The organism is Oscillibacter sp. ER4, from assembly GCF_000765235.1.
Classification (GTDB): Bacteria; Bacillota; Clostridia; order Oscillospirales; family Oscillospiraceae; genus Hominicoprocola; species Hominicoprocola fusiformis.
In genome coordinates this window covers 20,085-33,445 of sequence record NZ_JPJG01000012.1, presented here as the reverse complement: position 1 = coordinate 33,445, position 13,361 = coordinate 20,085, and the positions used below count along the sequence as shown (strand labels likewise).

Annotated in this window: 11 protein-coding genes; 9 read left to right on the top strand and 2 right to left on the bottom strand. The window is 59.3% G+C overall.

Annotated elements, in window-relative coordinates; genetic code table 11:
• Nucleotides 1-39: 39 nt before the first annotated feature.
• Nucleotides 40-1,635: an MBL fold metallo-hydrolase RNA specificity domain-containing protein gene (locus tag NI20_RS0102065; protein ID WP_033119783.1), complete on the bottom strand. Its 1,596-nt coding sequence runs from the start codon at nt 1,633-1,635 to the stop codon at nt 40-42.
• A 262-nt stretch (nt 1,636-1,897) separates the two neighbouring features.
• On the opposite strand from NI20_RS0102065, the gene secA reads away from it, so the two are divergent.
• The 4 genes from secA (at nt 1,898) to NI20_RS0102045 (ending at nt 8,101) form a co-directional block, all read left to right on the top strand.
• Nucleotides 1,898-4,624 (top strand): preprotein translocase subunit SecA, encoded by a 2,727-nt coding sequence (gene secA / locus NI20_RS0102060; protein ID WP_033119782.1) that lies wholly within the window; start codon nt 1,898-1,900, stop codon nt 4,622-4,624.
• A gap of 653 nt (nt 4,625-5,277) precedes the next feature.
• On the top strand, nt 5,278-6,102 hold the full coding sequence (pgeF, locus tag NI20_RS0102055) for a peptidoglycan editing factor PgeF (RefSeq protein ID WP_033119781.1): 825 nt from the start codon (nt 5,278-5,280) through the stop codon (nt 6,100-6,102).
• Nucleotides 6,099-7,637 carry an ABC transporter substrate-binding protein gene (locus tag NI20_RS0102050; protein ID WP_052084360.1) on the top strand — a complete coding sequence of 513 codons (1,539 nt, stop codon included), beginning with the start codon at nt 6,099-6,101 and terminating at the stop codon, nt 7,635-7,637. The genes pgeF and NI20_RS0102050 overlap by 4 nt, the downstream gene beginning before the upstream one ends.
• Nucleotides 7,638-7,672: 35 nt before the next feature.
• Nucleotides 7,673-8,101, top strand: a complete 429-nt coding sequence (locus NI20_RS0102045) for a hypothetical protein (RefSeq protein WP_033119780.1) — start codon at nt 7,673-7,675, stop codon at nt 8,099-8,101.
• A 146-nt stretch (nt 8,102-8,247) separates the two neighbouring features.
• On the opposite strand, the gene lexA is transcribed toward NI20_RS0102045, so the two are convergent.
• A complete protein-coding gene (gene lexA, locus NI20_RS0102040; protein WP_033119779.1) occupies nt 8,248-8,886 on the bottom strand; it encodes a transcriptional repressor LexA in 639 nt (212 codons plus the stop codon).
• A 207-nt stretch (nt 8,887-9,093) separates the two neighbouring features.
• Between lexA and NI20_RS0102035 the strand changes: the two genes are divergently transcribed.
• The 5 genes from NI20_RS0102035 (at nt 9,094) to NI20_RS0102015 (ending at nt 13,301) form a co-directional block, all read left to right on the top strand.
• A complete protein-coding gene (locus NI20_RS0102035; RefSeq protein ID WP_033119778.1) occupies nt 9,094-9,462 on the top strand; it encodes a GntR family transcriptional regulator in 369 nt (122 codons plus the stop codon).
• Nucleotides 9,459-10,154, top strand: coding sequence for an ABC transporter ATP-binding protein (locus NI20_RS0102030; protein ID WP_033119777.1), 696 nt, complete (start codon nt 9,459-9,461; stop codon nt 10,152-10,154). Before NI20_RS0102035 ends, NI20_RS0102030 begins: the two co-directional genes overlap by 4 nt.
• On the top strand, nt 10,148-10,966 hold the full coding sequence (locus NI20_RS0102025) for a hypothetical protein (RefSeq protein WP_033119776.1): 819 nt from the start codon (nt 10,148-10,150) through the stop codon (nt 10,964-10,966). Before NI20_RS0102030 ends, NI20_RS0102025 begins: the two co-directional genes overlap by 7 nt.
• Before the next feature lie 140 nt (nt 10,967-11,106).
• On the top strand, nt 11,107-11,871 hold the full coding sequence (locus tag NI20_RS0102020) for an ABC transporter ATP-binding protein (protein WP_033119775.1): 765 nt from the start codon (nt 11,107-11,109) through the stop codon (nt 11,869-11,871).
• A complete protein-coding gene (locus tag NI20_RS0102015) occupies nt 11,868-13,301 on the top strand; it encodes an FtsX-like permease family protein (protein ID WP_033119774.1) in 1,434 nt (477 codons plus the stop codon). Before NI20_RS0102020 ends, NI20_RS0102015 begins: the two co-directional genes overlap by 4 nt.
• The last annotated feature ends 60 nt before the right edge of the window (nt 13,302-13,361 follow it).

Genomic DNA, 13,361 nt, shown 5'->3' with positions numbered 1-13,361 from the left:
CTTTTATCGCGCGAAGTACCTTTTGTTGTGTATCTCAAATCACTCGCGGAAGCGCTCGATCAGGCTGATGATCTGGCCGGTGAGCGCGGAAATGTCCTTGTTGGGTCTGCCCTTGCAGCGCTTGGCAAACTCAAGCAGCGACTCCGCCGCCGCCACGAGCTTGGCGTACAGGTTGTCGGCGCGGGACTTCTGCGCCGTGCGCTTGCGCTCGGAAATGTAGCCCTCGCTGACCATCTCGTTTGCGGCAAGGTCGTAACACTCGGTAAACTTGGCCGCGTGCGCATGGAAGCCGAGGGAATTGAGCTCTTCGGCAAACACGGGCGCAACGTCCTCGTCGCCGTGGACGACGAACACATGCGCAGGCTTCGGGTCGAAGGCCTTGATCCACTCGACAAGGTGGTCATGGTCGGCGTGGGACGAAAGGCCCTGGAAGTTGACGATCTTCGCCTTGACGGCGATCTCCTCGCCGAAGAGCTTGACCTTTTCAACGCCGTCGAGCAATCTGCGGCCCAGCGTGCCGGGCGACTGGAAGCCGACGAACACGACCGCGCTGTTCGCGCGCCAGAGGTTGTGCTTCAAATGGTGGCGAATGCGGCCGGCGTCGCACATACCGGAGGCGGAAATGATGACCTTGGGTGTCGTGTCCATGTTCAGCATCTTCGATTCCTCGCTCGACTCAACAAGGTTGAGGTTGGGGAAGGTGAACATGTGCGTGCCGTCCTTGACAAGATCAAGCGCCTGCTCATCAAGATAGCCGCGCAGGTCGCCGCAGAACACAGTCGTTGCCGCCTTAGCAAGGGGCGAGTCGATGTACACAGGGAAATTCGGCGTCGACTTGACGAGCTTTTGATCCTTGATCTCGCGGATAAAGTACAAAAGCTCCTGCGTGCGGCCCACAGCGAACGACGGAATCACAACGTTGCCGCCCTTGCCGAGCGTTTCGTCGATGATCTCGGCAAGCTCGTCGGTATAGCTCCAGACCTCGGTGTGGTTGCGGTCGCCGTAGGTCGACTCCATCACGACGTAGTCGGCCTTTTTGAGAAGCTGCGGGTCGCGGATAATGGGCTGGTCGACGTTGCCGATATCGCCGGAGAAGACGATCGTCTTGTGCACGCCGTTTTCTTCCAGCTCAAGCGTGATGGACGCGGAACCGAGCAGATGGCCCGCGTCGGTGAACACCGCGCTCACACCCTCGCAGAGGTCGACCTTTTCTTTATACTCGCAGGTCGTCACGTACTTGAAGACGTCCAGCGCGTCCTGCTCGGTGTAGAGCGGATCGACATGCTCGCGGCCCGCGCGCTCGCCCTTGCGGTTTTCGTACTCAGCGTCGCTCTCCTGAATGTGAGCGGAGTCGAGCAACATGATCTTCATCAAATCTGCTGTCAGGCGTGTCGTCAGGATGCGGCCGTGGAAGCCGTTTTTCACCAGCAGCGGGATACGGCCCGTGTGGTCGATGTGCGCGTGGGTGACGAGCAGAATATCGATATTACCGGGAGCAAAAGCGAGATAACGGTTGTCGAGCTCGTCGCGGCCCTGCTGTAAGCCGCAGTCGACGAGGATCTTCTTACCGTTTATCTCCAGGCAGTGGCAGGAGCCGGTCACGCAGCGGTCGGCCCCGTAAAAGTGCAGTTTCATGCGAATGTCCTCCTTAGATGAGAAAAAAACTTCTTCCTTATACTTCTGTCCTCCGCCGTCGGAGGGCGTTTCGTCGCTTTGTACTATCTTGCTTTGTATTTTACCACAGCAGCTATATAGAGTGCAAGCCATGCCTGACGCGGCGGCGGAATTTATTTACAATCCATTCATATTATACAGCAAATTTCCCTTTGCATATCGCGCAGAGGGATGCTATACTTGTAAGCGTGTCATTATGCTCCCACGAAAGGAAGTTTTGAATATGGGTTTCTTTAGTAAAATGTTCGGTTCCTACAGCGACCGTGAACTCAAGAGCATCTACCCCATCGTCGACAAGATCGAAGCGATGGCGGACGAATACAAGGCGATGAGCGACGCGGAGCTGCAGGCCAAAACGCCGGAGTTCAAGACGCGTCTGCAAAGCGGTGAAACGCTCGACGACATCCTGCCCGAGGCGTTTGCCACCGTGCGCGAGGCGTCCCGCCGCGTGCTGGGTCTGTACCCCTACCGTGTGCAGCTCGTCGGCGGCGTGGTGCTCCATCAGGGCCGCATCGCCGAGATGAAGACCGGTGAAGGTAAAACGCTGGTGGCAACGCTGCCCGCGTACTTAAACGCCCTGACCGGCAACGGCGTGCACATCGTCACCGTGAACGACTACCTCGCCAAGCGAGACAGCGAGTGGATGGGCAAGGTCCACCGCTTCTTAGGCCTCACGGTCGGCCTGATCGTCCACGACCTCACAAGTGAAGAGCGCCGCAAGGCCTACGCCGCAGACATCACCTACGGCACGAATAACGAAATGGGCTTTGATTACCTGCGCGATAACATGGCCATCTACGCAAGCGAACTCGTCCAGCGCGGACATGCCTTCGCCATCGTCGACGAGGTCGACTCCATTTTGATCGATGAGGCGCGCACGCCGCTCATCATCTCCGGCATGGGCGAAAAGTCCACGGAGATGTATTCCCGCACGGAAAACCTTGTACGCGGCTTCCGCAAGAAGGTCATCGCCGAGAGCGACGACAAGGAAGAGGAAGACGTCAACATCGACGCCGACTACATCGTCGACGAAAAGGCCAAGACCGCGACGCTCACCGCCCGCGGCGTGAAGAAGGCCGAGGAATACTTCGGCCTTGAAAACCTCTCCGATCCCGAAAACTCCACCATCGCGCACCACATCAACCAGGCCATCAAGGCCCACGGCACGATGAAGCGCGATATCGACTACGTCATCAAGGACGGTCAGGTCGTCATCGTCGACGAGTTCACCGGCCGACTGATGTTCGGCCGCCGCTACAGCGACGGTCTGCACCAGGCCATCGAGGCCAAGGAGCATGTCGAGGTCGCGCGAGAAAGCAAGACGCTTGCGACCATCACGTTCCAGAATTACTTCCGCCTGTACGGCAAGCTCTCCGGTATGACCGGTACGGCGCTCACCGAGGAAGAGGAATTCGGCACGATCTACAACCTCGACATCATTGAAATTCCGACGAACCGTCCCATCGCCCGTATCGATGACCCCGACGTCGTCTACAAAACCGAGGCGGCAAAGTACCGCGCTGTTATCGAGCAGGTCAAGGCCTGCCATGCCAAGGGCCAGCCCGTGCTGGTCGGTACGGTGTCGATCGAAAAGAACGAAAAGCTCTCGTATCTGCTCTCCCGCGAGGGCATCAAGCACAATCTCTTGAACGCGAAGAACCACGAAAAGGAAGCCGAGATCGTCGCGCAGGCCGGTAAGCTCGGCGCGGTCACGGTCGCGACGAACATGGCCGGCCGTGGTACCGATATCATGCTCGGCGGCAACGCCGAATACATGGCGAAAACCGACCTTCGCAGGGCGGGCCTCAGCAATGAGCTCATCGCCGAGGCGACCGGCTATGCCGAGACCGACAACAAAGAAATTCTTGACGCGCGCGACATGTTCGCCAAGGCTCTTGAAAAGCACCGCGAGGAGATCTCCGGTGAGGCGGACAAGGTCCGCGAGGCGGGGGGGCTCTTCATCATCGGCACGGAGCGCCACGATTCCCGCCGTATCGACAACCAGCTGCGCGGCCGTGCCGGCCGTCAGGGCGACCCGGGCGAGACGCGCTTCTACCTCTCGCTTGAAGACGATCTGCTGCGCCTGTTTGGCGGCGAGCGCATCACGAACCTGATGGAGCGCTTCAACCTCGACGAGGATACGCCGATTGAAAACAAGACTCTCTCCAAGGCAATTGAAAACGCGCAGACGAGCGTCGAGTCCCGCAACTTCCAGTACCGCAAGAGCACGCTCGAATACGACGACGTGATGAACAAGCAGCGCGAGATCATCTACGGCCAGCGCAAGCAGGTGCTCGACGGCATGGACATCAAGCAGACCGTTTTGAACATGCTGAGAAGCAGCATCGAAAGTCAGGTCGCCTTCGCCTTCGGCGAGCACGACAAGACCGACGACGAGCACCGCGCCGACGCGCTCAAGAGCTGCGAGGGCACGTACTTCCCGCGCAGCGCCGTGGATGCAAACTCTCTCTCCGGCCTTTCCGCCGACGATCTGACCGATCGCTTCTATGAAGCCGCTGAGAAGTATTACGAGGCCAAGGAGGCCGCCGTCACCTCGCCCATCATGCGCGAACTCGAGCGCGTGGTGCTGCTGCGCGTGGTCGACGAATACTGGATGGACCACATCGACGCGATGAGCGAGCTGCGTCAGGCCATCCGTTTACAGTCCTACGGCAACAACAAGCCCATTGACGTCTACAAGCAGGAATCCCTCACGATGTTTGAGGACATGATCTCCGCCATTCAGGGCGACACGGTGCGCCGCATCTTCTCCGCCCGCGTCAAGACCGAGGGCGAGGTCAAGCGCGAGCGCGTGGCCGACGGCATCGTCGCCTCCACCTCCGGCGACGGCACGGTGAAAAAGCAGCCCCGCAAGGTCCAGAAGATTGGCCGCAACGATCCCTGCCCCTGCGGCAGCGGGAAGAAATATAAACAGTGCTGTGGGCGCTGATTGACCACTTGTAAGTGGTGGAACATTTCCCCCACACCCGTGGGGGATACGGGAAAGGGGGCCATTCTCTCACATGAGAGAATGGCCCCCTTGGACCCCCAAGAGAACGCAAGGGGCGCCGCCCCTTGACCCCGCACATTGGTAGTCTGTAGCTTGAAGGGCTGCACGCGCTGCGCAGTGAGGGTGCGGTGTACATGGCTTCGCCATGAATCCCTGCGAGTCGTGACCGCTTGCAACCGCGCCTTACTATCGTGAGGCGCGAGTGACGTTAGAACGGCGGCAGACTGCCTGCTGAATGCGGCATTGCTGCGCTCGCCGCATTGTGGAGACTGGCGGTAGATGGGAATTACTGCGTACTCCTACAAGATGGGCAGAGCGGCAGCGGATGATAGGAGCAGAGGCAAATCGTATAGCAGCTTCAAACGCGGCAACGCCGCGCTATGGGCAGTGCAATCGGCAAGCATTGCAGCTCTTCGAGCTGCTCGCTTGCAATGCAAACGCCTTTCTTTTGGACGGTCACACCGCCCGTTTTCTTTCCACGGAAAGAAAATGGGGGGTGTGGTGCTGCGGCGCACACGCCGCATTTCCCCCGCCGCCTGAGACAGGCGGCGACATCTCCGCACCCTTTGGTGCAGAAAAAGGAGGCACTTTTGATGTCTTTCACCGAACATAACGTAAACGGTCTCATCTACGACACGTCCGATGTCATCACCGCCGCGGGGAGCGGCGCGGTGCACGCGTTCACGACGCGGCACGGCGGCGTGAGCCCTGCGCCCTACGATTCACTCAACTTTGCCGACAACAAGGGCGACACGAGCGAAAACCTACTCGAAAACTACCGCCTTCTCGGCGAGGCCGTAGGCTTTGACGCGAGCCGCGCCGTCGGCTGCCGCCAGATCCACTCTGACCTTGTCCGCATTGCATCGGAAGAGGACGCGGGCAAAATTCTCTGGGATGACCGTCCCTACGACGCCGACGGGCTCATCACGAACGTGCCGAACCTGCCGCTGTTCGCCTACGGGACGGACTGCTGCGTCATCACGCTCTATGACCCGACTTCGCGTTCGATCGGTGCGGTGCACGCCGGCTGGCGCGGTACGGCGAGCGGCATCGCGCTCAAGGCCGCCGTGTCGATGATGAGCTGCTACGGCGCCGATCCCTACACACTGCGCGCCGCCATCGGCCCGAGCATCGGCAAGTGCTGCTTTGAGACCGACAGCGACGTGGCCGACGCCTTTTTCGCCCTGCTCGACCCCGCGATGGACGAGCGCATCGAAAAGCGCGGCGACAAATACCACATCGACCTGAAGGCGATCAACCGCCTGTGGCTGCTGCGCGCGGGCATCGACCCCTCGCGCGTCGATGTACACCCCGACTGCACGAAGTGCCACCCCGAGCGCTACTGGTCGCACCGCGCGATGGGCGACCGGCGCGGCGGCATGGCGGCGATGATCTGCCTTACGGAGGATGCGCTGTGAAGCGCCGCCTCTCTGCGCTTTTGTGCGCGCTGACGCTCGCGCTTTCGCTTTCGGGCTGCTGGAGCGGCGATGTGAGCGACGACAGCAGCGGCGACTTCTGGGAGGAAACGCCGCCGGTGGAAGCGGACACCTCCTCCACCCTGACGCCGATCACGTCGTTCGCACTGCCATATTTGCAGGGCGTGACGCTCGACCCCATCACCTGCCCCGACGGCATGCAGCAGACGCTTGGCGCGCTGCTCTACGAGGGGCTTTTCGTGCTGGACGAGTCGTTTGCGCCGCAAAATGTGCTGTGCAGCCGCTATGAGCACAACGACGACTGCACGAGCTACACCTTTTACCTCCGCGACGGCGTCAGCTTTTCCGACGGCAGTAGCCTGACGGCAAGCGATGTGCTCGCGACGCTTCGCCGCGCGCAGGAGAGCGAGCGCTACAGCGCGCGCTTTGCCAACGTCGCCTCGATGCGCGCAAGCAACGGCGCGCTCATTGTCAATCTCACGCGCGCGGACAGCGCATTCCCCGCGCTGCTTGACATCCCCATCGTCAAATCCGGTTCGGAGAAGAACACCGTGCCGCTCGGCACGGGGCCGTATCTCTTCGTCACGGACAGCGACGGCGCATGCCTCAAGCAGAACCCCGACTGGCGCAGCGACGGCACGCTGCCGTTCGAGCGTATCGAGCTGCGCGCCGTCAAGGACGCGGACACGGCGTCGTACCTTTTCTCCTCGCGCGAGGTGCATCTGCTCTCGGCTGACCTGACGAGCAGCACGGGCGATCTGCGCAGCGCGGACACGGCGCTCACCGACTACGCGACGGCGAACATGATCTACCTCGGCTTCAACACACAGCGCGCGCCGCTCTCCGATGCATCGCTTCGCAGCGCCCTCGCGGGTGCGATCGACCGCGCGACCATCACGACGGGCTACTTCGCTGGTCACGCCGAGGCGGCGCGCTTCCCGCTCTCGCCGCACTCCAGCCTCTATCCGACGGAGATGGCGTCGACGCTCGCTTCGCCTGACCTCGCCGCTGCGCTCGAAAGCGCGGGCGTGACGGAAAGCTGTCCCCGCACGGTGACGATCCTGGTCAGCGAGAGCGACTCGTTCAAGGTCTCCATCGCCGACTATCTGAGCCGCACGCTCTCGACCGACGTTCTGACGGTCAGCGTGCGCTCACTCCCGTGGAGCGACTATCTGACCGCGCTGCAAAACGGGAATTTTGACCTGTACCTCGGCGAGGTGCGCCTGACGGCGAACTGGGACATTTCGTCCCTCGCGCGCACCGGCGGCGCGCTGAACTACGGCCGCTACGCGGACGCGCAGTGCAACACGCTGCTCGACGCGTTCTCGCTCAATGAGACGGATCAGACCGCCCGCGCGCTGTACCGCTACCTTGCCCAGAGCGCGCCCATCGCACCCATCGCATTCAAGACCGCGTCGGTCCTGACGCCGAGCGGCCTCATCGACGGACTGAACCCCACCGTCTCCTCCCCGTTCTGCGGGATCGAGGGCTGGACGGTGCACTTTGACAAGGGATGAGGGCGTAAACAAATCGGAATCTAAGGAGGCGCAAAATGGTAACGAGATTTAAGCAGCAAATGAATATGCCGTATAGCTTACATGATATGGTCGTAAGCAATATCACTTGCCAAAATGGAACTGTTTATTTGGAGTTTGAGCACGGATTTGTAAGTGTCAAAGAGCCTTATACGCAAGTAGATGGGAAAATTGCCATTGAAAACGTCGATATGGATAGCACCTGCGTTTTACTGTTGAGCAAATTAGGAAAATACGGCAGATTTGACGGTGTCAAAGTATCATTGAATGATTTTATTAAGCAGTATGGTAAATGCTGCTTTGAAATTGTAGATGAAATGTATGGATTTCATCAGGTAGAGTATATCGGTTATCTGCGTTTGCCTAAAGATAATGAGTTAGATTTAATCCAAATGTCGTTGTCCATGTATTTTAACGGTGACATTGTATACGAAACCGAAGAATAGTATTTTTATGTCCGCTTTTGCAAGGAACTCAAACAACAGGAATTGAATAACTTCCAGTTTGCCGCAACTCCCTCTAACAGTACGCTTTCCCCCTGTAACAACCAAAACGCTCCTCCGCGAATGCGGAGGAGCGTTTGCTTTTTCTCTTAATACTGCCGCACCACGGCAACGACGCGGCCCAAGATCGTGCACTCGCGGCCGTCGATGGGCTGGTAATCGGGGTTCGCGGGCATGAGCCAGACCTCGCTGCCCTTGCGCTTGAGCGTTTTGACCGTCGCCTCGTCACCAAGCAGCGCGACCACGATCTGCCCGTTCTGCGCGATGTTCTGGCGGTGGACGACGACCAAATCGTCCGGCAGGATGCCGACGCCGAGCATCGACTCGCCGCGCACACGCAGGGCGAAATACTCGTCATCGTGCCCGCCAGTGTCGAACGTCAGGTAGTCCTCGATGCACTCCTGCGCCAAAATCGGGTTACCGGCGGCAACATTGCCGAGGATCGGCACCTGACGGCGGCGTGGGGCAAGCTCGTCGATCTCGACGGGCTGCGGCGCAACGGGAACGGCCTGCAGCTGCTTTTTGAGCGTGATGGCACGGCCCTTGCCCGCGCTCTTCTCAATGAGCCCCATCTCCTGCAGGTGCTTGATATGGAAGTGGACCGTGGAGGGTGACTTGAGTCCCAGCGCCTCACCGACTTCGCGCACAGAGGGGGCATAGCCGTGTTCGGCGATGCTCTCTGCTATATAATCGTATACGCGCTGCTGCATTCTGGACAGTTTTTCCATCTTGTGCGCCCCTTCCAACATTTGCTCGAATCTATGATACCACATTTTTCCCGAAATGCAACATCTGTTTTAGGGTTTTATGTCAATTTCGCGGCTTTTTTCTGCCGCGAAATTTTTTGATCTTTTTTGCGTCCGGCTATTGACAAATGCCGCTTGATGTATTATTGTACTAATCACTTAATACAGTGATACACAAGGAGGATCACTATGGACTGGAACTTCCGCAATGACCAGCCGATCTACTCCCAGCTGACACAGCGATTGACGGAGGCCATCGTCTCCGGCATCTACGCGCCGGGAGAAAAGCTCCCCTCCGTGCGAGAGCTTGCGGTGGAGGCGGGCGTCAACCCCAACACGGTCCAGCGCGCGCTATCCGAGCTCGAACGCGACGGTCTGGTGTTTTCCCAGCGCACGGCGGGACGGTTCGTCACGGAAAATGAAAACATGATTGCAAATGCCAAGCTCCGCATTGCGGACGAGCGCGTGGGAGAATTTCTCCACTCGATGAAAACGCTCGGCTGCACGAGAGACGAAGTCATAGCTCTCATTCAGGGAGCTAAGGAGGAGGAAGAATGAGTATTTTTGAATGCAAGGCGCTCACGAGAAATTACGGCGCCAAAACGGTGCTCGACAGCATCGATCTCACGATCGAACCCGGGCGCATCGTGGGCCTGCTCGGCCCCAACGGCAGCGGCAAGACGACGCTCATCAAGCTCGCCAACGGCCTTCTGACGCCGACGTCGGGCGAAATTCTGATCGCAGGCAAGGCCCCCTGCCGCGCAACGAAGGCCATCGTCTCGTACCTGCCCGACCGAAACACGCTGCCCGGCTGGATGACGATCGCGCAGGCGCTTGACTACTACGGCGACTTTTATTCGGACTTCCGCCGCGGCGTGGCCGAAGCGATGCTGATGAACCTCGGCCTTGACCGCACACAGAAGATTAAGACGCTCTCCAAAGGCATGCGCGAGAAGACGCAGCTCATCCTGACGATGAGCCGCGACGCCAAGCTCTATCTCCTTGACGAGCCCATCGGCGGCGTCGACCCCGCGACGCGCGACTACATCCTGCGCACGATCATCGGCAACTACAGCGAGGACGCAGCGGTCATCATCTCCACGCACCTGATCGCCGACGTCGAGCAGATCCTTGACGAGGTCGTGTTCCTGCGCGAGGGGCAGGTCATGCTCCACGAGAGCGTGGAGACCATTCGAGATGAAAAGGGCAAGAGCGTTGACGAGCTCTTCCGGGAGGTATTTAGATGCTGAGCAAACTGATCAAACATGAATTCCGTGCAACGAGCCGCATCATGTGGCCGGTCTTTCTTGGAATGCTGGCACTGACGGCGCTGATGCGTTTTTCTCAGTTGCTCCTGAACGGCGGGCACATTCCCTGGCTCTTACAGCTCATCGGCGTACTGCTGGTCATCGGCTTTGTGATGGGCCTCTTTGCGCTGGCGTTTGCGCCGCTGGTGCTCTCCGCCTGCCGCTGGCGCGACCATGTGCTCAAGGACGAGGGCTATCTCACACTGACACTGCCGGTGAGCCTCCATCAGCTGCTCATCTCCAAGCTCATCGTTTCCGCCGTGTGGTATGCTGCGGCGTTCATCGTGGGACTTCTCTCGCTGCTGATTGCTGCCTCCGGCTGGAGCACTTTCCAGTATGTCCCCGATCTTTTCAATGATGTTTTCACAGCGTTCTTCGGAATGGAGGCCTCGCTGCGCAGTCACGCGCTGCTGATCGTCTTTGAGCTTTTCTGCAATTTCGTCTTTGCCGTTTCTGCCGCCGAGCTCGTGGTCTACGCCGCCTATTCCATCGGTTACAGCTTCAATAAGCGCAAGGAGCTGTGGACGGTCATCCTGATTCTCGTGTTCTTCCAGCTTGCGCAGTTCACCGCCATCGCCATGATCGGCCTGTTCATCCAGACTTTCCCTGATACATGGATCTCACTGGACGCCAACAACCTGCCCACAGGCATCGAGCTGCTGCTCCTCTGGGGCATGCTCGGCGAACTTCTCTTCTGCGCGATCGGCTACGCCGTGACGTGGTACTTCACGACGAAAAAACTGAATCTCGAGTAACGCGTTTTCGAAAAAGCAGCCGCGAAAGGTCTCCGCTTTTCCGGCTGCTTTTTTCGCCCTTTTTTCGGAAAAATTTCCCCAGGGGTGAAAATTATGTCAACCGTCAGCTTCTAACTCACTCGTTTGAAAGGAGTCATCTCATGCAAATCCTGACTGTTTCCGGTCTTCAAAAGACCTACACCACGCGCTTTAGCGGCAGCAAGGTCCAGGCGCTCAAAAATGTCAGCTTCACCGTTGAAAGCGGCGAATATGTCGCCATCATGGGCGAGAGCGGCAGCGGCAAAACGACGCTTCTCAATATCCTCGCCGCGCTCGACAAGCCCACCGGCGGCACGGTGCTGCTCGGCGGCAAGAACCTCTCCGAGATTCCCGAAGAGACTGCCGCGGCTTTCCGCCGCGACAACTTAGGCTTTGTGTTTCAGGACTTCAGCCTGCTCGACACGTTCTCGCTCGAGGACAACATCTGCCTGCCGCTCGTGCTCGCGGGCAAGTCGCGCACGGAGATGCGCGACCGGCTCTCACCGCTCGCCTACGACCTCGGCATCGAGACGCTGCTCAAAAAGTACCCCTACGAGGTCTCCGGCGGACAGAAGCAGCGCGCCGCCGTCGCCCGCGCGCTCATCACCCGCCCGCAGATCTTGCTGGCCGACGAGCCGACCGGCGCGCTCGACTCCCGCTCGACCGACGAGCTCTTGAAGCTCTTCGGCGAGATCAACGCCTCTGGCCAGACCATCGTGATGGTCACGCACTCTGTGCGCGCGGCGAGCTGCTCCTCGCGCGTGCTGTTCCTGCGCGACGGCGAGGTCTCGCTGGAGTTAAAGCGCGGCAAGGACACGGATTCCCAGTTCTACCAGCGTATCACCGATGCGCTCACGCAGCAGCAGACGGGAGGCGAATGCGCATGAAGCCCGCCTTTTACCCCCGCCTTGCGTGGATGGGTATCAAAAAGAACGCAAGGCTCTATGTGCCCTATCTTCTCTCCTGCGCGTTCATGGCAGCGATGCTGTATGTCATTGCGTACCTCGCCGTCACCCCCGCGCTCTATACGGTCAATGGCAAGGTGAACGGCTCCGGCACCTCTGCGGTCGCGATGACGATGAGCCTCGGCTCGTTCGTCGTATCGGTGTTCATCGCGCTGTTTCTCTTCTACACGAACAGCTTTCTCCTGCGCCGCCGCAAGAAGGAATTCGGCCTTTACAGCGTGCTCGGCATGGACCGCGGCGCACTCAGCGCCATTCTCTTCTGGGAGACACTTCTGGCCGCGGCGTTCACGCTGATCGCGGGGCTTGGCCTCGGCCTGCTGCTCTCCTATGTCTCGCAGTCCGCACTGCTGCGGCTTTTATCTCTCCCCGCCGCAGCTTTCACCGTGAGCCTTGCCGCCATCAAGCAGTGCGCTATCACGTTCATCGCCATCTTCGCGCTGCTCTATGTGCGCGGTGTGCTGTCACTGCGCCACGCACAGGGCGCGGCGCTTTTGAAGAGCGAAAACGTCGGCGAAAAGCCGCCGAAGTCGCAATGGCTGCTCGTCATCCCCGGTCTTGCGCTGCTGCTCGGCGCGTACTACATCGCCGCGACCATCAACGACCCCATACAGGCGATGCTGCTCTTCTTCCTCGCGGTCATCATGGTCATTCTATCGACGTATCTTCTCTTCATCTCCGGCAGCGTGACGCTCTGCAAAACACTCCAGAAGGATGAAAAATTCTACTACAAAAAGCGCAACTTTGTTTCCCTCTCGTCGCTCACCTACCGCATGAAGCGAAACGGCGCGGGCCTCGCTTCCATTTGCATTCTCTCGACGATGGTGCTGGTGATGCTTGCCTCGACGGCGAGCCTCTATTTTGGCGCGGAGGACGCGATCAACACGCTTGCCGTCCAGAATCACTGGCATCCCACGGAAATGGCGGGCGTCCGTGCGGAGTTCTTCTCGCTCTACGGCAGTCTCTTCTTCCTCGGCATTCTTTTAAGCGTGCTGTTCCTGTTCGCAACGCTTCTGATGCTCTACTACAAACAGGTCGTGGAGGGGTATGAGGATGCCTCGCGCTTTGCCATCATGCAGCGCGTGGGCATGACCAAGCGCGACATCCGTGAGAGCGTGAACGCGCAAATGCTGCTCATTTTTCTGCTGCCGCTTGCCGCGGCGGCGCTGCACCTCGCCTTCGCCCAGCCGATGGTCTGGCAGATCTTACAGCTGTTCGGCATCCAGAACCTCACGCTGTTTCTCGGCGTGACCGGCGCGGCGCTGCTTCTTTTCGCGCTGCTCTACTGCGCGATGTACCGCCTGACGTCGAATGCGTATTTCCGCATCGTCAGCACTGGCGGCGCCGCGGCGTGACGCGCTTTACTATATAGAGAACGGGACGGAAATGTTCATTTCCGTCCCGTTCTTCTTTTT

Excerpts from the sequence above, each read along its gene's own strand:
- pgeF (WP_033119781.1), top strand. The coding sequence starts at position 5,278 with ATGTCTTTCACCGAACATAACGTAAACGGTCTCATCTACGACACGTCC.
- secA (WP_033119782.1), top strand. The coding sequence starts at position 1,898 with ATGGGTTTCTTTAGTAAAATGTTCGGTTCCTACAGCGACCGTGAACTC.
- lexA (WP_033119779.1), bottom strand. The coding sequence starts at position 8,886 with ATGGAAAAACTGTCCAGAATGCAGCAGCGCGTATACGATTATATAGCA.
- NI20_RS0102020 (WP_033119775.1), top strand. The coding sequence starts at position 11,107 with ATGCAAATCCTGACTGTTTCCGGTCTTCAAAAGACCTACACCACGCGC.
- NI20_RS0102030 (WP_033119777.1), top strand. The coding sequence starts at position 9,459 with ATGAGTATTTTTGAATGCAAGGCGCTCACGAGAAATTACGGCGCCAAA.
- NI20_RS0102045 (WP_033119780.1), top strand. The coding sequence starts at position 7,673 with ATGGTAACGAGATTTAAGCAGCAAATGAATATGCCGTATAGCTTACAT.
- NI20_RS0102065 (WP_033119783.1), bottom strand. The coding sequence starts at position 1,635 with ATGAAACTGCACTTTTACGGGGCCGACCGCTGCGTGACCGGCTCCTGC.
- NI20_RS0102025 (WP_033119776.1), top strand. The coding sequence starts at position 10,148 with ATGCTGAGCAAACTGATCAAACATGAATTCCGTGCAACGAGCCGCATC.
- NI20_RS0102015 (WP_033119774.1), top strand. The coding sequence starts at position 11,868 with ATGAAGCCCGCCTTTTACCCCCGCCTTGCGTGGATGGGTATCAAAAAG.
- NI20_RS0102035 (WP_033119778.1), top strand. The coding sequence starts at position 9,094 with ATGGACTGGAACTTCCGCAATGACCAGCCGATCTACTCCCAGCTGACA.